Source organism: Patulibacter sp. NPDC049589, from assembly GCF_040675535.1.
GTDB lineage: Bacteria > Actinomycetota > Thermoleophilia > Solirubrobacterales > Solirubrobacteraceae > Patulibacter.
In genome coordinates, this window is sequence record NZ_JBFAPC010000041.1 from 13,976 (window position 1) to 37,509 (window position 23,534).

The 23,534-nt window shown below is 73.8% G+C and carries 16 protein-coding genes and 1 riboswitch; of the genes, 3 read left to right on the forward strand and 13 right to left on the reverse strand.

Going from position 1 to position 23,534, the window contains the following annotated elements:
• Positions 1 to 97: 97 nt before the first annotated feature.
• The 5 genes from AB0L40_RS10095 to AB0L40_RS10115 are packed head-to-tail and all read right to left on the reverse strand — an operon-like array spanning position 98 to position 5,688.
• Complete coding sequence (locus AB0L40_RS10095; protein WP_364353007.1) at positions 98 to 886, reverse strand: enoyl-CoA hydratase; 789 nt, start codon at positions 884 to 886, stop codon at positions 98 to 100.
• Positions 883 to 1,824 (reverse strand): 3-hydroxyisobutyrate dehydrogenase, encoded by a 942-nt coding sequence (gene mmsB, locus AB0L40_RS10100; protein WP_364353010.1) that lies wholly within the window; start codon positions 1,822 to 1,824, stop codon positions 883 to 885. The genes AB0L40_RS10095 and mmsB overlap by 4 nt, the downstream gene beginning before the upstream one ends.
• The gene (locus AB0L40_RS10105; RefSeq protein ID WP_364353013.1) at positions 1,821 to 2,924 is read right to left on the reverse strand and encodes an enoyl-CoA hydratase/isomerase family protein; all 1,104 of its coding nucleotides are present in this window, start codon (positions 2,922 to 2,924) and stop codon (positions 1,821 to 1,823) included. The genes mmsB and AB0L40_RS10105 overlap by 4 nt, the downstream gene beginning before the upstream one ends.
• Positions 2,925 to 2,970: 46 nt before the next feature.
• Positions 2,971 to 4,134, reverse strand: a complete 1,164-nt coding sequence (locus AB0L40_RS10110; RefSeq protein WP_364353015.1) for an acyl-CoA dehydrogenase family protein — start codon at positions 4,132 to 4,134, stop codon at positions 2,971 to 2,973.
• Between the two features lie 27 nt (positions 4,135 to 4,161).
• Positions 4,162 to 5,688 carry a CoA-acylating methylmalonate-semialdehyde dehydrogenase gene (locus AB0L40_RS10115; protein ID WP_364353017.1) on the reverse strand — a complete coding sequence of 509 codons (1,527 nt, stop codon included), beginning with the start codon at positions 5,686 to 5,688 and terminating at the stop codon, positions 4,162 to 4,164.
• 576 nt (positions 5,689 to 6,264) lie between these two features.
• On the opposite strand from AB0L40_RS10115, the gene AB0L40_RS10120 reads away from it, so the two are divergent.
• Complete coding sequence (locus AB0L40_RS10120) at positions 6,265 to 7,740, forward strand: MFS transporter (RefSeq protein ID WP_364353020.1); 1,476 nt, start codon at positions 6,265 to 6,267, stop codon at positions 7,738 to 7,740.
• Positions 7,741 to 7,830: 90 nt separating this feature from the next.
• Here AB0L40_RS10120 and AB0L40_RS10125 read toward each other — a convergent pair whose 3' ends face one another.
• The 5 genes from AB0L40_RS10125 to AB0L40_RS10145 all read right to left on the reverse strand — a co-directional run bounded on the left by AB0L40_RS10125 (position 7,831) and on the right by AB0L40_RS10145 (position 19,688).
• The gene (locus AB0L40_RS10125) at positions 7,831 to 11,442 is read right to left on the reverse strand and encodes a ribonucleoside-diphosphate reductase subunit alpha (protein ID WP_364353023.1); all 3,612 of its coding nucleotides are present in this window, start codon (positions 11,440 to 11,442) and stop codon (positions 7,831 to 7,833) included.
• 116 nt (positions 11,443 to 11,558) lie between these two features.
• A complete protein-coding gene (locus tag AB0L40_RS10130) occupies positions 11,559 to 12,656 on the reverse strand; it encodes a ribonucleotide-diphosphate reductase subunit beta (RefSeq protein WP_364353026.1) in 1,098 nt (365 codons plus the stop codon).
• A 474-nt stretch (positions 12,657 to 13,130) separates the two neighbouring features.
• Positions 13,131 to 14,930, reverse strand: a complete 1,800-nt coding sequence (locus AB0L40_RS10135) for an NAD-binding protein (RefSeq protein ID WP_364353029.1) — start codon at positions 14,928 to 14,930, stop codon at positions 13,131 to 13,133.
• A 90-nt stretch (positions 14,931 to 15,020) separates the two neighbouring features.
• Complete coding sequence (locus tag AB0L40_RS10140) at positions 15,021 to 17,045, reverse strand: MXAN_6640 family putative metalloprotease (RefSeq protein ID WP_364353032.1); 2,025 nt, start codon at positions 17,043 to 17,045, stop codon at positions 15,021 to 15,023.
• 210 nt (positions 17,046 to 17,255) lie between these two features.
• A complete protein-coding gene (locus AB0L40_RS10145) occupies positions 17,256 to 19,688 on the reverse strand; it encodes an FUSC family protein (protein WP_364353035.1) in 2,433 nt (810 codons plus the stop codon).
• A gap of 75 nt (positions 19,689 to 19,763) precedes the next feature.
• On the opposite strand from AB0L40_RS10145, the gene AB0L40_RS10150 reads away from it, so the two are divergent.
• Positions 19,764 to 20,342: a TetR/AcrR family transcriptional regulator gene (locus tag AB0L40_RS10150; protein WP_364353038.1), complete on the forward strand. Its 579-nt coding sequence runs from the start codon at positions 19,764 to 19,766 to the stop codon at positions 20,340 to 20,342.
• Between the two features lies 1 nt (position 20,343).
• Here AB0L40_RS10150 and AB0L40_RS10155 read toward each other — a convergent pair whose 3' ends face one another.
• The 3 genes from AB0L40_RS10155 to AB0L40_RS10165 form a co-directional block, all read right to left on the reverse strand.
• Positions 20,344 to 21,123, reverse strand: coding sequence for a CbtA family protein (locus AB0L40_RS10155; RefSeq protein ID WP_364353041.1), 780 nt, complete (start codon positions 21,121 to 21,123; stop codon positions 20,344 to 20,346).
• 24 nt (positions 21,124 to 21,147) lie between these two features.
• The gene (locus AB0L40_RS10160) at positions 21,148 to 21,375 is read right to left on the reverse strand and encodes a CbtB-domain containing protein (RefSeq protein WP_364353044.1); all 228 of its coding nucleotides are present in this window, start codon (positions 21,373 to 21,375) and stop codon (positions 21,148 to 21,150) included.
• A 53-nt stretch (positions 21,376 to 21,428) separates the two neighbouring features.
• Positions 21,429 to 21,504, reverse strand: a riboswitch (cobalamin riboswitch).
• Between the two features lie 83 nt (positions 21,505 to 21,587).
• Positions 21,588 to 22,817: a GNAT family N-acetyltransferase gene (locus tag AB0L40_RS10165; protein ID WP_364353047.1), complete on the reverse strand. Its 1,230-nt coding sequence runs from the start codon at positions 22,815 to 22,817 to the stop codon at positions 21,588 to 21,590.
• Between the two features lie 60 nt (positions 22,818 to 22,877).
• On the opposite strand from AB0L40_RS10165, the gene AB0L40_RS10170 reads away from it, so the two are divergent.
• Positions 22,878 to 23,534 (forward strand): MFS transporter (locus tag AB0L40_RS10170; protein WP_364353050.1); only part of this gene is annotated, 657 nt, incomplete at its 3' end.

Here is a 23,534-nt window from a genome sequence, read left to right on the forward strand (position 1 = left end):
GAACGACGACGGCCGGCCCCGGAGGACCGGCCACGTCGAACGACTGGTGCGGTCCGAGGACCGCGGGGTGCGCCGGACCGAGCCGGCGCCCGAGGACCTAGCGGTTCTCGAAGTCCGCCTTGCGCTTCTCGACGAAGGCGGCCATGCCTTCCTTCTGGTCGTTCGTGGCGAACATGGCGTGGAAGACGCGGCGCTCGAACAGCAGGCCCTCGGAGAGCGAGACCTCCTGGGCGCGGTTGACCGCCTCCTTCGTCATCTGGGCGATCGGCTTGCTCATGCCGGCGATGACCGCGGCGGTCTTCAGCGCGTCGGCGATGAGGTCGTCGGCGGGGACGATGCGCGAGACCAGCCCGGCGCGCTCGGCCTCCTCGGCCTTCAGGTTGCGCCCGGTCAGGCACAGCTCCATGGCCTTCGCCTTGCCCACGGCGCGCGTCAGGCGCTGCGAGCCGCCCATGCCCGGCATGACGCCGAGCTTGATCTCCGGCTGACCGAAGACCGCGGTGTCGGCGGCGAGCAGGACGTCGCCCATCATCGCCAGCTCGCAGCCGCCGCCCAGGGCGTAGCCCGCGACGGCGGTGACGATCGGGGTGCGGACGCGGCCGATGGCGTCCCAGCCGGCGAACCAATCCGCGGCGTACATGTCCATGTAGGACTGCGACGCCATCTCCTTGATGTCGGCGCCGGCCGCGAAGGCCTTCGCCGAGCCGGTGATGACGATCGCGCCGACGCCCGGGTCCTTGTCCAGCGCGGTGAGGAGGGCGGTGATCTCCTCCATGACCTGCAGCGACAGGGCGTTCAGCGCCTTCGGGCGGTTCAGCGTGACGAGCGCGACGCGGTCGTGGCGCTCCAGGAGGACCGTCTCGTACGTCGTCTCGACGGCGCTCATGCGGCGCTCCCCGCCTTGACGACGCCCGACTTCTCGGCGATGTCGGAGTAGACGATCGAGAAGTCCTTGCCCGACGCGTCGGTCTGGTTCAGCGCGCCGTAGATCTCGCCGGCGGCCTTGCCCAGCTGGGCGTGCACGCCGTTCTTCTCGACGGCGGCGAGCGCCAGACCGAGGTCCTTGTTCATCAGCCCGACGGCGAAGCCGCCCTCGTAGTCCCGGTTGGCGGGGCTCGCCGGCACGGGGCCGGGGACCGGACAGTTGACGTTCAGGGCCCAACAGGTGCCCGTGGCCGCCGACGCGACGTCGTAGAAGACCTGGTCCTGCACGCCGAGCTTCTCCGCCAGCGCGAACGCCTCGCCGACGCCGATCTGGTGGATCGCCAGCAGCATGTTGTTGCAGAGCTTCACGGCCTGGCCGGCCCCGGAGTCGCCGCAGTGGACGGCCTTGGCGCCCAGGACCCCGAGCACCTCGGCCGCGGCGGCGAAGACCTCCTCGCGCCCGCCGACCATGAACGCGAGGGTGCCCTTCGACGCGCCGACGACGCCGCCGGAGACCGGGGCGTCGAGGTGCCGCAGCCCGGCGGCCTCGGCGTCCGTCGCCGAGGCGCGCGCCTCGTCGACGTCGATCGTCGAGGTGTCGATCAGCAGCGCGCCCTTCGACGCGTTCGCCAGGATGCCCTCGGCACCGTCGTAGACGCGCTTCACGAGACCGCCGTTGGGCAGCGAGGTGAAGACGATGTCGGCACCGGTCGCCGCGGCGGCGACCGAGTCGACCGGGACGACGCCCTCGGCCTTCGCGGCGGCGACGGCCTCCTCCGAGAGGTCGAAGCCGTGCACCGTGTAGCCGGCCTTGGCGAGGTTGATCGCCATCGGGCCACCCATGTGGCCGAGGCCGACGAACCCGATCGTGGTGTCTGCGGGGGTCTTGTCCGTGCTCATCCGTTGCGCGCTCCGTCCGTGTCGAGATCCAGGTCGTGCTCGCCCAGCGAGGCGAAGAAGGCGTCGACGGTCGCGTCGTCCACCTCTTCGAGCGTCGCCGGGGCCCACTGCGGCTTGCGGTCCTTGTCGATGACCTGTGCCCGGACGCCCTCGACGAAGTCGGGGTGCGCCAGGAAGCCGCAGGAGATCCGCAGCTCCTGCTGCAGGGCGTCCTCGAGGGACGCCATGTCGCGCGCCGCGCGCAGGCCGCGCAGGGCGACCTTCACGGACGTCGGCGACTTCGAGAGGATGCCGAGCGCCGAGACCTTCGCGGCCTTCTCCGTCCGCGCCTGCAGCGCGGCGACGATCTCCTCGGCGGTGTCGAACGCGTAGGCGTCGGCGATCCAGCGGCGGGAGTCGACGAGGTTGCCGTCGGGGATCTCGACCTCGACCTCCTCGGCCGTGTCGATCGCGCCCTCGAGGTCGCCCGAGGCGAGCTCCTCGATGAGCTCCTCGACGGCACCCGAGGCGATGATGCGGTCGGCCAGGCCGGCCGCGATCGCGTCGCGGGCCCCGATGCGGGCGCCGGTCAGCGCGAGGTGCGTGCCGAGCTCGCCCTCCTGGCGCGACAGCAGCCAGGTGCCGCCGACGTCGGGCGAGAAGCCGATGCCGACCTCGGGCATCGCCGAGACGAGGCGCTCGGTCGCGAGCCGGTGGCTGGCGTGACCGGCCAGGCCGATCCCGCCACCCATGACGACGCCGTCCATGATCGCGACGACCGGCTTGGGGAAGTTCGCGATCCGGGCGTTGAGGACGTACTCCTCGGTCCAGAAGATCCGAGCGTCGTCGGTGCCCTGCTTGGCCGAGTCCGACAGCGCGATGATGTCGCCGCCGGCACAGAAGCCGCGGTCGCCCGCGCCGTCCAGCAGGACGATCTCGATCGACGGGTCGTCCTCGAAGGCGTCGAGCCCGACCTGGAGCTGGCGGACCATCTCCAGGCTCAGGGCGTTGATCGACTTCGGCCGGTTCAGCGTCAGGCGACCCAGGGCGTTGTCCTTGCGGACGAGGACGTCCGTGTCGGTCGCGTTGGGCTCGGTGGCGGGCGGGGTCCGCAGGCTCATGCCGCAGTCCTAGCAGTCGGGAGGCGACGGGAGGCCGCAGCCATCCCTAGATCCGCCCGATCACGTCGCGGGCGACGATGACGCGCATGACCTCGTTGGTGCCTTCGATGATCTGGTGGGCGCGGAGGTCGCGGACGATCTTCTCCAGGCCGTACTCGCTGAGGAAGCCGTAGCCGCCGTGCAGCTGCAGCGCCTTGTCGGCGACCTCGATCGTGATGTCGGTGACCGTGCGCTTGGCCATCGCGCAGAGGCGCGTCTTGTCCGGGTCGCCGGCGTCCAGGGCGGCCGCGGCGCGCCACAGGAAGGTGCGGGCCATCTCGAGCTCCGTCGCCATGTCGGCGATCGTGAACTGGATGCTCTGGAAGCGGCCGATCGGCTGGCCGAACTGCTCGCGCTCACCGACGTACTGGACCGTCTTCTCGAGGGCGGACTGCGCGCCGCCGGTCGAGCAGGCGGCGATGTTCAGGCGGCCGCCGTCGAGGCCGGCCATGGCGATGCGGAAGCCGCCGCCCTCCTCGCCGAGGCGGTTGCCGACCGGGATCCGGCAGTCGTCGAGGTTGACCGACGCCGTGGGCTGGGCGCGCCAGCCCATCTTGTGCTCCTGCTTGCCGAACGACAGGCCGGGCGTGCCGTCCTCGACCACGAAGGCGGTGATGCCCTTCGGGCCCTTGTCGCCCGTGCGGGCCATGATCACGTAGACGCCCGCGACGCCGGCGCCGGAGATGAACTGCTTGGCGCCGTTGAGGACGTACTCGTCGCCGTCGAGCTTCGCCGTCGTGGACAGCGCGGCGGCGTCGGACCCGGCGCCGGCCTCGGTCAGGCAGTACGCGCCGAGGGTCTCCATCGTGGCCATCTTCGGGACCCACTTGGCCCGCTGCTCGTCGTTCCCGAACTTGTCGACCATCCAGGTCGCCATGTTGTGGATCGACGTGTACGCCGCGATCGTCGGACACCCGGTGCCGAGCGCCTCGAAGATCAGGGCGGCGTCCAGGCGGGTCATCCCGGATCCGCCGTACTCCTCGTCGCAGTAGATCGCGCCGAGCCCGAGCTCCGCGGCCTCGCGGAGCACGTCCACGGGCAGGTGCTTCTCCTCGTCCCACTCGACCGCGCCGGGCGCGATGCGGTCGTCGGCGAACTGGCGGGCCATCGCCGCGATCTCGCGCTGGTCCTCGTCGAGGTGGAAGGGAAGGGTGCCGCTGACCGTGGACATCGTGCTCGTCGCTCTCGTGGCCTTGGACTAGTTCATCGTGGGGATGACGAAGTGCGAGCCGCCCGCGGCCTCGCCACCGTCGGCGGCCGGCTTGGGCCACCGCTGCGTCACCGTCTTCGTCTTCGTGTAGAAGCGGATCGAGTCCGGGCCGTGCTGGTTGAGGTCACCGAAGCCGGACTTCTTCCAGCCGCCGAACGTGTGGTACGCGATCGGCACCGGGATCGGCACGTTGATGCCGATCATGCCGGTGTCGATGCGGCGCGCGAACTCGCGGGCGGTGTGGCCGTCGCGGGTGAAGATCGCGGCGCCGTTGCCGTAGTCGTGCTCGGACGGGAAGGAGAGCGCCTGCTCGAAGTCGTCGGCGCGGATGACCATCAGCGCCGGGCCGAAGATCTCCTCCTTGTAGATGCGGTGCTCGGGCTTGACGTGGTCGAACAGCGTGCCGGCGACGTAGAAGCCGTTCTCGTCGCCCTCGACCTTGCCCTCGCGACCGTCGACGACGAGCTCCGCGCCCTCGTCCTGGCCGATCTGGATGTACTCGAGGACGCGGTCCTTGGCGGCCTGCGTGACGAGCGGGCCGTAGTCGACGTCCGGATCCGTCGGCGCGCCGATGCGGAGGGCCTCGACCTTGGGCTTCAGGGCCGCGATCAGGCGGTCGGCGGTCTCCTTGCCGACCGGGACGGCGACGGAGATCGCCATGCAGCGCTCGCCGGCCGAGCCGTACGCCGCGCCGACCAGGGCGTCGACGACCTCGTCGAGATCGGCGTCGGGCATGATGATCGCGTGGTTCTTCGCGCCGCCGAAGCACTGCGCGCGCTTGCCGGTCTCGGCCGCGCGGGTGTAGATGTACTGCGCGATCGGGGTCGAGCCGACGAAGCCGACGGCCTTGATGACCTCGGAGTCGAGGATCGCGTCCACGGCCTCCTTGTCGCCGTTGATGACGTTCAGGATGCCGGCCGGCAGGCCCGCCTCGAGCGCGAGCTCGGCGAGGCGCAGCGGCACGGAGGGGTCGCGCTCCGACGGCTTGAGGATGAACGCGTTGCCGGCCGCGATGGCCGGGGCGAGCTTCCACAGCGGGATCATCGCCGGGAAGTTGAAGGGCGTGATGCCGGCGACGACGCCGAGCGGCTGGCGCATCGAGTAGACGTCGATGCCGGTGCCGGCCGCGTCCGTGTACTCGCCCTTGAGCAGGTGGGCGATGCCGGTCGCGAACTCCGCGACCTCGACGCCGCGCTGGATGTCGCCCTTGGCGTCCGGGACGGTCTTGCCGTGCTCGCTGGAGAGCAGCTCGGCGAGCTCCTGCTGGTGCTCGTAGATCAGGGTGATGAACTTGTTCAGCACCCGGGCGCGCTTCTGCGGGTTGGTCGCGGCCCACGCGGGCTGGGCGGCCTCGGCGTTGGCGATCGCGGCGTCGACCTCGGCCTTCGACGCCAGGGCGACCTGCGCCTGGACCTTGCCCGTCGACGGGTCGTAGACGTCGGCGAAGCGGTCGGAGGTGCCCTCGAGGCGGGCACCGCCGACGAAGTGCGGGATGACGGTGGCGATGGAGCTCATGTCGGGCCTTTCCCGGGAGTTGCGCTGCGGGCGCACGGACTTGTTCCCCCTGCGACGGAGGCACGGAGCCGAGTATAGGAGGAAGTCCGACTATCGGCAAACCGCCTGCTTACGGACGGTTTGGCCACATCGGGGCCTCCGAGGCTCCATGCGGACGCCCCGGGCGCAGGGTGTCGACACCCGGGACCAGCCGCCGCGAGGGCGGCCGCCGCACCTCCGACCATACGCCCGGGGCGTGGGGGCTTGGAAGTTCCAGGCCGTCGCGGGCGGGACCGGTCGGGTGGACGGGATGGGCGGGGCGGGGGGCCGGGCGGGTCCCGTGGGGCCGGGGCGGGCGGGTGGCGCGCGACGCGGTCCCGCCCGGGGCCCCCGGGGGCGGGGTCGCCGGTTCCAGCGAGGGACCGTGTCCCCGGGTGCCAGAACCGCGGCGTCCGCGGTCGACGGTGCGGTTCTTCCCCTCAGGGAAGGAGGAACGCACTCTCGACGTCCCGGTCGTGGCCACCGTTCGCGGCGCGTCCGCCCCGCGTGTGGGACCGCCGCACGACAAATACATGGTTAGTCCCTATAATCAGTTTCATGCCTGGTGTCCTTCGAGATCGTGCGTTCGTCCCCGGGCTGCTCTTCATCGGCACCGTCGTGTCGATCATCAGCAGCCTCGGTGCGCCGCTGATCCCGACGATCGCGAACGACCTCCACACGAGTCTCGGCAGCGCCCAGTGGTCGCTGACGGCGACGATGCTCGTCGGCGCGGTTGCGACCCCGGTCGTCGGCCGGCTCGGCGACGGGCCGTGGCGCCGCGAGGTCCTGCTCTTCTGTCTCGCGTGCGTCGCCGGCGGCGGCGCGCTCGCCGCGCTCGCGGGATCGTTGCCGGTCCTGGTCGCCGGCCGGGCGATGCAGGGCATGGGCCTGGCGCTGATGCCGCTGACGATGGCCGCGGCGCGCGACAAGCTCGACAAGGACAACGCGCCGGGCGTCATCGCCGCGCTCTCGGTGATCGCCGCCGTCGGCGTCGGACTCGGCTACCCGCTGACCGGGCTGATCGCCAACGCGCTCGACGTCTCCGCCGCGTTCTGGTTCGGCGCGATCATGAGCGGCAGCGCCTTCCTGCTCGCCCTGGTCGTCGTCCCCAGCACCCGCCACGCCAAGACGCAGGGCCGCATCGACGTGATCGGCGCCGTGCTCGTCGCGATCGGGCTCGTGACCCTGCTGATCGCGCTCGAGAAGGGTGCGGACTGGGGCTGGGGCTCGGGCTCCACGGTCGGCTGCCTCGTCGTCGCCGTCGTCGCCTTCGCCGTGTGGCGCTGGCACGAGCTGCGCACCCACGACCCGCTCGTCGACCTGCGGCTCCTGCGCCACCGGGCCGTCCTGACGGCGAACGTCTCCGGGCTGCTGATCGGCCTGTCGATGTACCTCGGCATCAGCCTGATGACCCAGGTCGTCCAGCTCCCCGAGGGGATGGGCGAGACGGTCTTCGTCTCCGGCCTCGTCCTGCTGCCGTTCTCGGCGACGAGCTTCCTGGCGAGCCGCCTCGTCCCCGTCGTCCAGGAGCGGATGGGCACGCGGATCACGATCCCGATCGGCTGCGTCGCCATCGGCGTGGCGACCCTGTTCTTCGCGGTCGGCGGCGCGACCGAGCTCTGGACCGCCTTCGTGACCATGGCGATCTTCGGCGTCGGCGTGGGCTTCACGTTCTCCGCGATGCCCGGCCTGATCGTCCGCGCGGTGGCGACGGACGAGACCAGCAGCGCGATGAGCCTCTACCAGGTGTCCCGCTACGTGGGCTTCTCGATCGGCAGCGGCCTGGCCGTGACGCTCCTGCGCGCCTTCTCCGGCGGCGGCGCGTCCGCCACGCCGGACCTGGACGCCTACCGCGCCACGTTCCTCGTCGCGACCGCCCTGGCCGCGTTCGCCGCGAGCGTCGCCTGGTGGCTCGCCGGCCCCGCCACCGCCGACCACGTCCGCCCCTCGAAGGCCCTGCGTCGCCGCGAGGTCGAGGAGGGCGAGGTCGCCTCGGCCGGCCTCGAGATGCTGGAGACACCGGTCCCGCGCTGAGCGGCAGGGCGGGGCCCCGGCACCGAGACCCGCAAGCTCAGCGGGCGCACCGCCGCGCCGGCCACCCGGGCCGACGCGGTCGCGACCCCGCTACTGGCAGGCCTCGCACTCCCCGCCGCCCAGCATGGCCTCGATCGAGCAGGCCGCCGGGTCCAGACGGATGTCCGCCCCGGCGTCCTCGACCGGGTCCGTCGTCGGTGCGGACGCGGCGGCGACGCCGGACGTGTCGAACCGCGGGACCCCCGGGAAGGCCGGGGAGTCCGGGCCCGCGACGGGCCCGGAGGCCGGTGCCGCCGCCACGGCCGCGACCGGAGCCTCCACCGCGACGGGCGGCGTCGCGTCCGCCGCCGCCACCACCGAGGACTTCTCGATCGACGAGGCCCCCAGCGTGCGCAAGTAGTACGTCGTCTTCAGACCCATCCGCCAGGCGCGGCGGTACATGTGGCTCATCGCCTTCATGTCCGGCGACGCGAGGAAGAGGTTCAGCGACTGCGACTGGTCGATCCACTTCTGCCGGCGCGCGGCGGCGTCGATCAGGTACTCCGTCGGGATCTGGAAGGCCGTGCGGTAGCGCTCGACGATCTCCGCCGGGATGACCGGGACCTCGGTCAGGTCGCCGTCGTGGAACTTGATCCGCCCGGCGACCTCCTCGGTCCACAGCCCCGCGGCCTTCAGGTCGCGCACGAGGTACGGGTTGAGGATCGTGAAGTCGCCCGAGAGGTTCGACTTCGCGAAGAGGTTCTTGTACATCGGCTCGATGCACGGCGACGTGCCGACGATGTTGGCGATCGTCGCCGTCGGGGCGATCGCCAGCACGTTGGAGTTGCGCATCCCCTGACGGGCGATCTTCTCGCGCACCGGGGTCCAGTCGAGCCGGCCGCCGCGGGGGACGGGGATCTCGAGGCCGCGCTCCTGCTCGAGCAGGTCGACCGTGTCCTGGGGCAGCAGGCCGCGGTCCCACTTCGAGCCGGCGTAGCTCTGGTAGGTGCCGCGCTCGGCGGCCAGGTCGCTGGACGCCTCGTAGGCGTGGAACGCGATGGCCTCCATCATCTCGTCGCTGAACTCGACCGCCGCGTCGGAGCCGAACGCGATGCCCTTCCGGTAGAGCGCGTACTGCAGGCCCATCACGCCGAGCCCGACGGGGCGGTGGCGGTCGTTCGCCGTCCGCGCCGCGGCGGTCGGGTAGAAGTTCACGTCGATCACGTCGTCGAGCGCGCGCACCGCGATCCGCACCGTCTCGCGCAGCTTCTCGTGGTCGATCTCGCCGTCGGCCGTCAGGTGCTGGTCGATGACGATCGAGCCGAGGTTGCAGACCGCCGTCTCCTCGACGGACGTGTTCAGCGTGATCTCGGTGCAGAGGTTCGACGAGTGCACGACGCCCGCGTGGTCCTGCGGCGAGCGGACGTTGCACGGGTCCTTGAACGTGATCCAGGGGTGCCCGGTCTCGAACAGCGCCTTGAGCATGAGCTTCCACAGCTCGATCGCCGGGATCGACTCGCCGTGGATCTCGCCGCGCTTCGCACGCTCCTCGTGCGCCAGGTAGCGGGCCTCGAACGCCTGCCCGTAGTGCTCGTGCAGGTCCGGCACGTCGGACGAGCGGAAGAGCGTCCAGGTCTCGCGCGCCTCGACGCGCTTCATGAAGAGGTCCGGGATCCACGACGCCGTGTTCATGTCGTGTGTGCGCCGGCGCTCGTCGCCGGTGTTCTTGCGCAGCTCGAGGAAGTCGCGGATGTCGTTGTGCCAGACCTCGAGGTACGCGCAGCCCGATCCGGCGCGCTTGCCGCCCTGGTTGACGGCGACGAGCTGGTCGTTGTGGAGCTTCAGGAACGGGACGACGCCCTGCGACTCGCCGTTGGTGCCGTTGATGAACGACCCGGTGCCGCGGACCTGGGTCCACGAGCCGCCCAGTCCGCCGGCCCACTTCGAGCACATCGCGTTGTCGGCGATGCCGCGCTGGACGATCGACTCCAGCGTGTCCTGCACGGTGTAGAGGTAGCAGGAGCTCAGCTGGGAGTGGGGCGTCCCGGCGTTGAACAGCGTCGGCGTCGAGGAGCAGAAGCGGCGGTCCTTGTAGATCCCGTAGAGGGCGAGGGCCCGGTCCACGCGCTCGTCCTCCTGCTCCGCCAGGCAGACGCCCATCGCCACGCGCATCCAGAAGAGCTGCGGCGCCTCGATGCGGCGCGGGCGCTCGCCCGTCTTGTCGACCGTGAGGTAGCGGTCGAACAGCGTCTGGATGCCGAGGAAGTCGAAGTCGAGGTCCGCGGTGGGGTCGAGCTTGGCCGCCAGGCGGTCCAGGTCGTAGTCCAAGAGCGCCGGGCTGATCCGTCCGATGGCGACGCCATGCTGCAGCGCGGGTCGGAGGGCCCGGGCGTGCGCGGCCTGCAGCCCGGCGACCCCCTCGCGGTCGATCCGCCAGTCGAGCGTCTCCTCGTAGACGTAGGTCAGGAGGATCCGGGCCGCGAAGCGCGACAGGTCGGAGTCACGCTCGACGAGAGACTTCGCGTTCAGGACCACCAGGCGACGCAGATCCGCCCGCGAGATCCCGGCGGTCACCGAGCGGCGAAGCTCGACGTCGAGTTGATGGTGGTCGAGGTCGAGGTTCAGGCCGATCGCCGCGAAGCGGATGCGCTCGGTGAGGTCGTGGCCGTCCCAGAACGACTCCGAGCCGTCGTCCTCGACGACGGAGAGCGCCGCGAGCTGCCCGCCGGCGTCCGGGGTGCCGAGCTCGCCGCGGGCGCGCAGGATCGCGCGCTCGGCGCGGTAGACGATGAAGCGCTCCGCGACCCGCATCTGGCCGGCGAGGACGAGCTCCTCCTGCACGACGTCCTGGACCGTCTCGATCGGGACGTACGCGAGGCCGAGGCCGGCGGCGCGCTCGCTGACGCGCGCGGCGATCGTGGTCGCCGGCGCCGGATCGGCGTGCAGGGACAGGAACGCGCGGCGGACCGCGTCCTCGATCTTCGCGGCGTCCCAGGCGACGACGTCGCCGGAGCGGCGGATCAGGCGCAGCCCGACCTCGCGACCGGCGGCGGTCGAGCTCGCGCCCCCGGCGGGCCGGGCATCGCCGACGTCGGCCGCGCCGCGATCCGGCGCCGCGCCGCCCGCCGGGCCGTCCGGACGGCCGGAACCGCCGGCATCCGCGAGGCCGACCGTCCTACCGGGGCCATCGGTCCGAGAAGTGGTGTCCGAACCGGCGCCCGAGACCCGGCCCGGCGCCGCCGCCCGGCCGATCACGAGCGCCTTCGCGGCGTCGTACGCCCCGGCGCCGATGAAGGCGGCCTCGACGAGGATCGACGGGTCCGCGGGGCCGACGACGGTGGGCGCGCCGGCAGGGGCCGGGGCCAGCAGGTCGATCGCGCGCTCCTCCCCCGCGTCGCGCGCCGCCGGCGAGAGCGCGGCCAGGCGGTCCAGGACGTCGGCGGTGACGCGGCGGACGAGCGTGCGGGCCGCCGGCCGGTCGACGTCGGCGGTCGTGCCCGCGGCCAGGGCGAGCGTCACGAGCGCGTCGGCGGCCAGGCCCCCGATCCGCGCGGTGCTCAGGGCCTCGTCGCCGGACCCGTCGGGCCGGCGCACGCGCACGGACGGCTCGGGCAGGCCGTGGAGCGCGGCGGCCAGGTCGATCCGCGGCCGGTCGGCGGCGGGGAGCGCGGCGGCGCGCTTGAGCTCCAGGTCGCGGAGGATCTCGTCGAAGTCGATCAGCACTGGTGGGTCCTTGGTCTGGCGGGGCGGGGTGTCGGTGTCCGGGGTCGACGGCGGGCGGAGCGCCGGTCCCGGTGCGGCGGGCCGGAGCCCACCAGGTGTTGCGAAGGGGTGTGGGCCTAGAGCTCGTCGTCGGCGACGGCGGCCAGGGACGAGCTCTTCTGGTACTCGGTGACGCGGCCCTCGAAGAAGTTCTGCTCCTTGCGGACGTCCATCAGCTCGGCCAGCCAGGGCAGCGGGTTGGGGACGGTGTCGTCGTGCAGCGGGCGCAGGCCGCAGCCGGTCAGGCGGCGGTCGGCGATGTAGTCGACGTAGCCCGAGAACTCGTGCAGCGACAGGCCGACGGCGGCGACCGGCAGGCAGTCGGCGATGAAGCGCTTCTCGAGCAGGACGGCCTCGCGCATCAGGTCGCGCAGCTCCTCCTGGAACGCGTCGGTCCAGACGTCGGGGTTCTCGGCGACGAGCTCCAGCAGCAGCCTGCGGAAGAGCTCGATGTGGTTGCTCTCGTCCCGCAGCGTGTAGCGGAACATCGTGCCGATCCCGGGCAGCTTCCCCTGGCGGTAGAGCGCGAGGATCATGCCGAAGAGCCCGTAGAACTGGGTCCCCTCCATGCACTGGCCGAAGAGGAAGACGTTCTTCGCGAGCTCCTGCTTGTGGTCCGTCCGCGTCATGTCGAGGTCGCGGCGCATGGCCTGCGACGCGCCGGTGACGAACGCGTTCTTGGCGCGGATCGACGGGATGTCGGTGAACATCGCCTCGCACTCGTGCGGGTCGATCCCGAGCGTCGAGAGCATGTAGAGCAGCGAGTCGGCGTGGATGTTCTCCTCGTGCGCGTGGCGGCCGAGGACGAGCTTCAGCTCCGACGCCGTGACGAGCTCGCGGACGACGTGGATGACGTTGTCGCCGACGATCCCCTCGGCGGCGGAGAAGTAGCCGACGGCCATCCGCACGATCCAGCGGTCGACGTCGGAGAGGACCGCATTCGATCCGCTCTCTCGCCACTGCTCGACGTCGCGCCCCATCGGGACGTCCTCGGGCTCCCAGTGGTTGGCCTTCATCGTGCGGTACAGCTCGTACGCCCAGCCGTAGCGCAGCGGCGCGAGGTTGAAGGTCATCGTCTCCCGGCCGCCGACCACGCGCTTGGCGGCCAGGGCGGCCTCGGCCTTGGCCTGGTCCAGCACGAACGATCGGTCGCCGATCGTGTAGGTCTCCTGCATGCGGTCCTCCGGGGTCGGTCGGAGGAGGGGAGACCTGGTCGCGCCCCGGCCGGTGAGGGTCGGGGCGTCGTCCGCGGCCGCCCTTCTTCCGAGGGCGTTCTGCGGCACAGGGCCAGGCGATCGGACTCGTCCCCCGCCGGCACCGTGAGGTGGTCGGGAGGGCGTTACCGCTGCGGGACAGTGCCGGGATGGACCGGACTTCGCTGGTTCCTGCGCACCCTCTGTGGGGAGGGCCCGGTGAACCTACGACCGCTCACGGACGGAACGACGGCCCCGGACCGGCGGTGCCGTCCGCTGGAGCTTCGCGCTGCGCAACCAGGACGACGTCCAGGTCTTCGCGGGGACGACGACGATGCTGGTGGCCGGGCGCCCGGCGGGCTGACCGGCGGGTCCTCCCGTCCCGCGACCCGACGCGCCTCGACCTCACCGCCCCGGGGGACCGCCCGGCGACCCGGGACGGCCGGCCACCGTGGCTCAGCCCGCCTCCGCCCCGCCCGCCCCCCGCTGCTGGGAGCGCATGAACCGCAGGAGCTCGTCGGGCGGGCCGACGACGTAGGCCTCGTCGCCCGCCCGGAACGACGTCCCGCGCCGCGGGCGCTCGAGCACCGACGGATCCTCGGGGTGGCGCAGCGCGATCACCCGGGAGCGGCTGACGAGGTCGCGCATCTCGCGGCCCGCGAACGCGTCGTCGTCCGCGATCCGGATGCGGGTCAGGAGGAACGGCGTGCCGCCGACGTAGAACGTGGACAGCACCCGCAGCCCGAGCGCGGCCCCCACGAACCACGGGGCGGCGAACGTCGCCGTCGACCACACCTGGCGGAAGCGGAACGTCCGCTGCAGCCGGGCGCCGAGCGCGATGTCGGCGACGCGCAGGACCACGGGCACGTCCTCGCGGCCCTGGGTGCGCAGGCGGTCGCGCACGGCCAGGCCGGCCTCGATGTTCGTCAGGTCGTCGCTGGTCAGCACCGCCACGGCGGAGGCGTCGTCGAGCGCGGCGGCCTGGAGGGTGCGGCCGTGCGTGGCGTCGCCGTTGACGACCGACGCGCCCAGGCGGCGGGCCTCCTGCAGCTCCGGGTGGTCGGGGTCGCGCTCGATCACGACGACGTCGACCTCGCGCTCCAAGAGTCCCTCGAGGACCCGCATCCCGACCGCCCCCATCCCGATGATCACGACGTGCCCGCGGACGCCGCGGACCGCCGCGCGCCCGAGCGACTGCTCGATCCGGCGGGACACCAGGACGTTCGTGACCATCGCGAAGAGCAGGCTGACCAGCGTGGTGCCGACCGCGATCATGCCGATCCCCAGGACCTGCACGCTGGGGCGCTGGGCCGCGAACGAGAAGTCGCCGTAGCCGACCGTCGCCGACGTCTCCAGCGCGAAGTACACGCCCTCGAGGAACGACGGGTGACCCCCGAGCTCGGTCCGGTAGACGAGGTGCAGGATCGCGGCGAGGACGAGCAGCAGGACCGCGCCGGCCAGGAGCAGCCGACGGACGGCGCCGTCCGTGTAGCGGCCGGCGAGCCGGACGACGGCGCCGAGCCGCGCGCGGACCCGCCGGGCGGCGACCTCGGCCCGGTCGCCGGCGGTGACGCGCGCGATGACGCCGGCGGCGCGCAGCTCGTCGCGCGAGCCGATCAGCGTCACGCGGTCGCCCGGCGCCACCGCCACGTCACGGCCGGGGCCGACCACGAGCTCCCCGTCCGGGCGCTCGACGCCGATCGGCGCGAGGTCGCCGTAGAGCTCGCGGAGCGTGCCGGGCCGCGGCGGATCGGTCTCGACGGCGAGGAACCGCTCGCCGTCGAAGTCGAGCTCGTGCCCGCGGCGCCCGAGGCAGCCCTCGACCACCGTCGGCGCGAAGAGCCCGGCGACGTCGACGACGCTGCCGCGCCCGGTCGCGTCCTCCAGCGCGCGGCCCACGGCCGGGTTGTCGAGGTGGACGACGACCCGCACGTCGGGCCGCAGGTCGCGGACCAGCAGGGCCGTCCCGAGGGTGTGGAGATCGCTGTCCTCCGTGCAGATGACGGCGCGGGCGTGCTCGAGCCCCGCCGCCCACAGCGCCGCGGCGACGTCCTCGCCCCGCTGCTGCCACCGGACGCCCAGCCGGTCCAGCGCGGTGCGCGTGGCCTCGGGGCTGTGCTCGTCGACCACGACGACTTCCACCCCGATGCCGCGTAGCTGCTCGACGGTGCGCAGCGCGACGTCGTCGGTGCCGCAGACGATCACGTGCCCGCGCGGCGTGCTCGGCGCGGGGTCGCGGGGTGGTTGCGGCGTCACGACGGCCGACGGTACCGGCGTCCTGCGCACCCGGGACCGGCCCGCGGTCCAGAGCGGGAGTGGCGATCGCCGCCCCCGTGGCGCGGACGCTCAGCGCGTCAGCGTCACCCGCCGGGTCACGGTCACGGCCGGGCCGGTGCGCGGGACGAAGCGGACCGTCGCGGTGGCGCGGATCCGGCGGTCGGCGCGGAGCGCCTGGACACCGGTCGCCGTCAGCGCCACCCGCCCGCGGAGGAGCCGGGCGCGGGTCGTGCTCGTCGCGCCCCGGGCCAGCGTCCGCCCGCCCGCGGCGACGGTGACCGTCAGGCGACCGGCCACCGGGGCGTCGAACGCGAACGTCCGCGCCCGGGAGCGAAGGGTGCCGAAGCGGCGGTCGCCGAGCGCGTCGACCACGGCGTCGCGCGCGGCCCGGACGGCACTGCGGACGGCGGCGGCGTCCGGGCCGCTCGCCGCGGGCAGCGGCGGCGCGGGCGCGGCCGGGGCCGCGGCGGGCGGGGTGACCACCGTCGTCGCCGGCGGCGCCACGACGACGGGCGCCGGGGTGACCGGGGTCGGCTCGGCGGGGGTCGCCGCCGTCGACAGCGACGCCGTGAACGTGCCGTCGTCCCCGCCGTAGTGCCAGTCGAAGATCCCGTGGTCCTCGTCGAACGGGGACTCCGGGTCGACCGACGTGTCGGTGTTCGCGACGACGGCCGTGATGCGCGAGAACGAGCCGGGGTCCGGGAGCGTCACCGTCGCCGTGCCGCCGATCGGCAGGCGCACCTGCCGGGTCTCCAGCGTGCCGGTGGCGTCCGGGCCTCGGCGGCCGACGAGCGCGACGCTCGCGGCGGTCCCGGCCGGCGCCGTCAGTGTGAGCTTCGCGTCGCCCGCGCCCTCGGGCGAGACGTCGTAGAGGCGGAAGCCGAGGTGGTCCAGCGGGGCGGAGACCGTGCTGCCGTCCGTCAGCTGCTCGGGCTCGCGGCGCACGCGGGCGGCGAACTGGCCGGCGTCGTGGATGCCGGAGGCCGGCAGCTGCCACTCGGCGGTCGCCGCGGCGAAGCGGCCGAACGCGTCGCTCGTCGACGTGCCGCCCGCGACGGCCAGGGCGTCGTCCAGCGCGCCCGGGGAGTAGACGGCCGGGGTGGCGTCCGGCAGCCCGAGCCAGGCGTTGCGGACGGCCGCGGGCCCGTACTGGTCCGACAGCCAGTGCATGAAGATGCTGGTGCCGTAGACGCGGATGTTCGTCGGGTCGTCGTCCACGAGGTCGAAGCTCGTGATCGGCACCTGCGGGTCCTTGCCCCAGCGCGCGAGGTAGAGCTGCCAGTCGTCGCCCTCGGGGAAGACCTGGTCCTCCATCCACGTCGCGGTCGCCTCGCCGAACCAGACGTCGAAGCGCGCGTCGATCGCGCCCTGGAGCACGTGGTTGTACTCGTGCGCGGCGGTGACGTCGAGCGGGATCAGCGGGTCGGGATAGCCGAACTCGGCCTCGGAGTACGAGTTGTCCATCGCCATGTACGCCGGCAGCGAGTTGGAGTCCGGGTCGTCGGCCTGCTCGAAGTTCGCGTAGCCGTAGACGCCGTCGTCGGCGATCTCCCCCACGTACACGTCGAAGCGGTCGTCGCCGCCCTCGGTGCCGTCGGGGACCGGGTCCGGCCAGCCGAGCCCGGTCGGGGCCGGGGAGTTCTCGCGGCGGCCGACGTACTCGAACTCCCGCAGCATGAGGTCGATGAAGTCGGGCACGCCGTTGGCGCCGGGATCGCCGGCGGCGTCCTTGGCGTCGGTGAGGTCCGGGGCGTCCACGCCGGTGGTGACGTAGTGGATGCAGAAGCGCAGGCCACACGCCGGCGGCGCCTCGGGGTCGGCGTCCGTGTACTCGAGGTAGCCGTCGCCGCCCGGATCCGTCGGACGGGCGAGCAGGCGCTCGGCCGCGGCGCGCTCGCTGCCGCGGAGCGCGGGGACCGCGAGCGCGAGGTTGCGCGTTGCGACGGCGACGCTCGGGGCCGACGCGTCGCCGCGCTTGGCGGCGCGGACCTCCTCCACCGCGCGCTCGGCCGTTGGCCGCGCCGAGGCCGACGCCTGCGGGGTCGCGATCAGCGCGAGCGCGCCGATCGTCGTTGCCAGGATCCTGGTTCGCATCGGCCTGCACCATCCATCACTTCAGGGGATGGTCCGACCCTACGAGCCCGACGGGGCGCCACGGCGGTGCTGCGGGCGAACGTTCGCGGCGCGGATCTGTACGGCGGGCCGGGCGCGGCACCGGCCGGCGCTGACGGGGCGCTCCGGCACTCGCCGCCCCGGCTGCCGGGGTGCCCTGCCCCGTGCGGTGCGGCGACCGGGCCCGCGGGCTCAGGTCGCCGGCACGACCGCGGGCACCCCGGACCGGCCCGCCCGCCGGCTCGTGAGGTTGTCCGTCAGCTCCGCCACCGTCTCGTCGAAGCGGTCGATGCGCCGCAGCAGCACGCGCGGCAGGTCGTCGCTCGGGACGCCCTCCGCCGCGAGGGCCCGGTCGAGCCCGGCGATCCGCTCGCCGTCCAGCCGGCGCGGCCGGCCCACCGGCTCGGCGCCGCCGAGGCCGACGGAGAGGGTGCGGACCGTCGCGGCGAGCGTCTCCGTCGCCCGGCGCACCTCGTCGGCCACCCGCGGGTCGGACGCCGCGCCGGCGTCGAGGGCGGACACGAGGTTGCGCGCCTGGTGTGCCGTCTGGGCGAAGAGCGCCGCGTTGTGCTCCAGGCGGTCGCGGCGGAACGGGGTCAGCCGCAGCGGCCGGGTGGTCGCGAAGAGCTGGTTGGCGGCGTGGTCCAGGGCCCGGGCGGCGCTCGTCAGGCGCATCCCGTCGGCGCCCGGCGCGCGGCCGGTCCCCTCGGCGGCGGACGCGCGCTCGCCGAGCCCGTCGAGCAGGTCCGCCAGCGCGTCGAGGTGCCCGCGGGCCGCGAACGTGGCCGCCCGCCGGGTGTTCACCGGGAAGATCACCAGCGCCGCGACGGCCGCGATCACGGCGCCGATGGCGGTCTCCTCCAGGCGCAGCACCAGCAGGTGGTTGCTGTACTCGCCGAGCTGCTCGTAGAGCTGCGAGACCGCGACGGTGATGCCGACGACCCAGAGGGCGTAGCTGACCTTCATCACGTAGATCCCGAAGCCCAGCGCGACGACGATGACGACGACCGCCCAGCCGCTGTGGCCGACGAGGTGCGCGAGGACCGAGCCGACGAGGATCCCCAGCACGGTGCCCATGACGCGGTTGATCCCCTTCGTGATCTGCTCGCCGGACGTGTTGGCGCCCATGAACGCGATGAAGACCGCGATGACGGCCCAGTAGAAGCGCCGCTCCGAGAGGATCGACCCGACCGCGGCGGCGGCCCCGACCGCGAGCGTCACGCGGATGGCGAGCTGCGCCGGCGGGTCCAGGCGCAGGCGCCGGGCGACGCTGCGCCGCCCTTCGGGGGGCGCCGCGGCCTGCGCGCCGACCAGGGCGGACCCGGGGAGGTCGCCGAAGATCAGGGTCACGGCCGACTCGAACGGGGCGCCGCCGGCCGCCGCCGACGTCGGGGCGTGGTGGCGCGGCCACGTCTCCAGCGCTCGGGACGCGGCGGTCACCAGGCGGGCGAGGTGGTGCAGCCGGTCGGCGATCTCGTCGGGGACGGCCTCGAGCAGCGGCGAGGGGTGCCCCGCCTCGCGCTCGAGGAACGCCGCGGCGGCGGCGGACGCGCGCTCGTGGTCGCCGGCGGCGAGGTCGTCCAGCCAGGAGCGGACCTCGGCGCGGTGCTCGGGCAGCGGCCCGCACGCGCCGAAGCGCTGGACGGCGCGGCCGAGGTTCTGGACCACGAGCTCGAGCCGGAACAGCTCGTCGTGCGCGTCGAACGCCGCCGCGCCGAGGTCCCGGCCGTTCGGGGAGGCGATCGAGCCGTCGATCACGAGCGCGGTCTCGTTCAGCCGCGTCAGGCGGCGGTCCAGGAGCCGCGACGCCCGCTCGCGCTCGCGGGGGGAGTCGGCGGCCAGCAGCGCGGCGGCCGCGGACGCGACGCCGCGGCAGCGGGCCCGGAAGGCCCGCGCGATGCGGCCGAGGCGCCCGCGGTCCAGCGGCCCGTCGACGGCGACCTTGAGGACGAAGTTGATCGCCACCGCCAGCCACAGCACGATCGCGATCCCGCCGATCTGGCCCTCGGCCACCCCGCCGTTGCTGAGGAAGCCGAAGATGTAGCCGATGAACAGCATCGCGCCGTAGAGGAACGCCCGCGGCCCGAACCGCGGGATGAACTTCCGCGCGTACGTCCCGACCCCGATGACGATCGCCAGCAGCGCGATCCCGGCGGTGCGGTGCGGGACCATCTCGACCGACAACGCCATCGTGGCGAGCATCGGCACGGGCATCAGGACCATCGTCACGGCCTGCTCGCGCGGCGCCCGGTCCATCACCGCGAAGACGCTCATCATCGCGATCAGCCCGCCCAGCAGCGTGGCCAGGAGGGTGATCCCGTGGTGCTGGGCCGCGGCGGCCGCCAGGGCCTCCGGCGTCGCCGCGGCGCCCGTCGGCGTGTCGACCCAGAGGACGTGGGTCGTCTGCATGAACACGTGGACGACCGCGATCGTCACGGTCAGGGCGAGCATCAGCTGGACCGCGGAGGTCAGCCGGCCGAGGCCCGGGTCCGACGCCACGACGAGGTCGCGCCACGCGCGCGCCCACGACCCACGGGCCCGGCGCGCGGGGCCCGGTCCGGGCGGGACGGCGGCGGCCTCCGGTGCGGTCGCGGGGCGGACGGTGGGGAGCGAGGGAGCGGACACGGGCAGCGGCGATCGCACAAACGGACAGTGCGTCTCACTTAGTCTAGCGCGTCGTGGATCCGTAGCCTGGGGTGCGTGGGCTCCGTCGACCATCCCACGCGCCGCCGCGCGGACGCCGTCGCCAACCGCGACGCGCTGCTGGCCGCCGCGCGTGCCCTCTTCGCCGCGCGCGGGCTCGACGTCTCCTACGACGACATCTCCCGTTCCGCGGGGGTCGGCCGGGCCACGCTCTACCGGCACTTCCCCACGCGGGAGCACCTGCACGACGCGCTGCTGGACGGGATCGTCGGCCAGATCGAGGCGGCCGCGGACGCGCTGCCGGACGAGCCGGCGTCGTTCGCCGAGCTCTTCCGGGCGGCGCTGCGGGTGCAGACCGACAACCTCGCGTTCTACGACCTCTTCCCGGCCCGCGGCGAGCTCGGCGACGCGGTCCTGCGGCGCCGCGCCCGCATCGTCGGGGCGTTCCGGGAGCCGCTGGCGCGGGCCCAGGACGCCCGGATCGTCCGCGCGGGCCTCACGCCCGAGGACGTGCGGATCCAGCTGCTGATGCTGAGCGCGGTCGTGCGCCCCGACGTCGCCGAGGCGGACCGCCGGCGGGCGTGGGCGCTGGCGCGGCTCGCCCTCGGGATCGAGGACGAGCCGGCGAGGGGCTGACTCAGGCCGTCGGCGCGGCGGAGGACTTCTCCGCCACGTCGCGGCGCCACCAGGCGGGCTTGCCCTCGATGGCGTGCTCGGCCGCGATGCCGAAGCCGAAGGCCAGCGAGGCCCAGAGGATCGCCTGCGTGCCGAGGTTGGCCAGGCGGAAGTCCCAGAGGATCTGCGGCGGGAAGCCGGCCTGGACCTCGTTCTCGTTCGGCAGCGCCAGGTGCGCGATCGCGATCAGGACGACGAACAGCAGGCCGGCGGCGAACGTCGCGTTGCCCGTGCCCCAGCGGCCGGCGAGCTGCCGGCCGAGCCGGACGGCGGCGACGACCGCGACGAGCGCGATGACGACGAGGACGAACCACCACTCGGTGCGCTCGGAGATCGTGTCGGCGGAGCCGACGGCCGGCGGGTTGGCCGGGTACTTCGTCAGCGGGACGAGGGCGATCGCGAGGAAGCCGAGGCCGCAGATCGCGGCGACGGTCCCGCGGGCCCGCAGCGCGCTGACGCGGCCGTAGGCGATGGCGAAGACCATGGCGAGGAAGCCGCCGATGGCGACCGAGAAGACGATCACGCCGACGCCGAGGCCCCAGGTCTCCTGGGTGTCGCGGGTGACGAGCGGGGCCTCCTCCGCCATCTTCATGCCGGAGGCCGCGGCCTCCTTGGCGGCGTTGGCGTCCTCGACGGCGATCGCGGCGCGGACGGGCGGCTCACCGACGAAGTGGGCCCAGAGGAACGCGAGAACGCCGGCCACGAGGCCGGCGAGCATCCCGCGCACGAGCAGGGTGCGCATCATGAGGAGAGGACTCCGCTGCGGCTAGTGGCAGGGGAAGCCGAGGAGGTGGCGCGCGTCGTGCACGAACTCGTGCACGCCCATGCCGGAGATCATCGACGTCGCGCCCTCCTCGGCACCGACGAAGTAGATCGCGAGCATCAGCACGATGCCGGCGAAGATCCAGTACGGCAGGAGGCCCTTGAGCGAGACGACCGGGACCGGGACGGCGGTCGGCTGCTTGGTGTCGAGGGCGGTGCTTGGTGTGGCCATGTCGATGTGTCCTTCTCGGGATCTCGCGTCCCGGCGGGGTGAGGCAGGGCTTGGAGTCTCTGGCTCCCGGGACCGTTGGACGGTCCGGTCACAGTGGCGCGACCGCGCCGGTTTCTCACCGGCTTCCTCCCCACAGCCCTGCGGGTCGGCGGATCATACCGGCCTGAAGGGGGCCTGAACACCCGCGGCCACTTGACAACCAGGCCCACACATCAGAAGACCCCGACCGTCCACGGGGCGCGGTCGACCCGCAACGCGGCGTCCAGTGCCGATGCCGAGCCCGGGCTCGGCTCGGCGATCCGGCCGGCGTCGGCGAGGGCCACCGCCGACCCGCCGCCGAGGTAGAGCGCGCCGAGCTCCGCGGCGGGGAGGACCAGGTCGGCCGGGTCGTCGGTGCGCTGCGCGGTCGCGCCGTCGGGGCCGGCCTGCACCCGCCAGCGCCCGGCGACGACGTCGTCCTCCGGGTGCACCACGTCGAGCACGAGGTCCAGCGGGGCCGCCCACGCCCGGCCGGCGACCGCGGCGGGGACGTCGAGGACGCGCAGCCAGAGCGCGTCGCCCGCCCCCTGCGGCAGGAGCGCACGGACGTCGACCGGGATGCGGGTCAGCGCGTCGTCGACCGGGCGGGCGTGGAGGACGAGCTCGTCGGCCAGGTCGATGCGGGAGAGGAAGCGCAGGAGCGCCCGCTCGGCCGCGGCGGTCGCGGCCACGAGCTCCTGGACCTCCACCGTCGTCCAGTTGCCCACCGGCCCGGTCGCCGCACCCTCGCGGACCCGGTAGAGCGCGTAGCCGTCGTCGCCCGCGACGGCGACCCGCAGCGCCCGGGCGCCGCCGCGCTCGGCCGGCGGGTCGGCGAGCACGCGGCCCGTCCACCATGCGGCCCCGCGGGACACGAGGCCGCCCCGGCGGGACCGGGCGCGCTCGTGGATCGGAGCGATCTCCGGGTGCGCCTCGTCGGCGCGCACCAGGCGGACGACCGGGTCGTCCGGGTCGGGATCCGGCAGCGCCAGGCCACCGGCGAGCGGCGCCCGGAGGTCGGCGACCGAGGCCGCCGGGCCGTAGCCGAAGCGGCCGTAGATCGTGCCCTCCGACGCCCAGAGGCCGGCGAGCGGCTCGCCGCGGTCGCGGGCCTCGGTGGCGAGCCGGTCCATCATCGCCCGCAGCAGCCCGCGCCGGCGGTGCGTCGGCAGGACCGTGACGGCCGTCACCGCCGCCATCGGGAGCTCGCCGCCGGGCACGCTGACGGTCCAGCTCCACGCCGCGCTCGTCGCGACGGGACGGCCGTCGTCCTCCGCCACGAGGATCCGGTCGAGGTCCATCCAGGTGCGCATGCGCGCGCGCCTCTCGGGTGTGGTGTCGCCGTGGAAGGCGACGTCCATGACGTCCACGAGCGCGTCGAACTCCTCGCCGTTCGCGCTCCGCAGGATCGGCTCGCTCCCCATGGGGGCACCGTAGCGGGCCGCCCGTCGCCGACCACCCGGCGCGCCCGTCAGACTGCACGGATGGCCGCACCGCGACCCTCCGTCCTCGCCTCGGTCGCGCGCCTGCCGATCGCCGTGGGCGCCGCGCTCGCGCTCGCGGACGCGTCGGTGGTGACGCTCGCGCTGCCGGAGATCCTCGACCGGCTGGACACGACCGTCGAGGGCCTCGCCGCCGTCATCGGGGTCTACACGGTGATCCTGGCCGGCGTGGTGCTCGTCGCGGTCCCCGCGCGTCGGTGGCTCGGCAGCGCGACGGTCGGCGCGCTCGGGATGCTGCTGTTCTCCGTCGCGTCGGTGATGTGCGGGGTCTCCGACGGGCTGACCGGGCTGCTGGTCTCGCGCGGGGCGCAGGCCGTCGGGGCCGGCTTCGGGCTCGTCGCCGCGTACGAGCTGCTGTCGCGGCGGGCGGGGCCGGGCGACGACCGGCGGGGCCCGGGCGCCGGCGAGCCGGGCGACGGCGAGCCCCGCCACCGCCCCGCCGGCCTCTGGGTCGCCGCGGCGATCTTCGGTACGGCGATCGGGCCGGCACTCGGCGGCGCGCTGACCCAGGTCTTCGACTGGCGGGCGATCTTCCTCGCGCAGGCGCCGTTCGGCCTGCTCGCCGCGGCGGCGTGCCTCGTGCGCCAGCCGGGCAGCGACATGGACGCGGTGGCCGCGGACGGCGACGCGGCGGTCGCC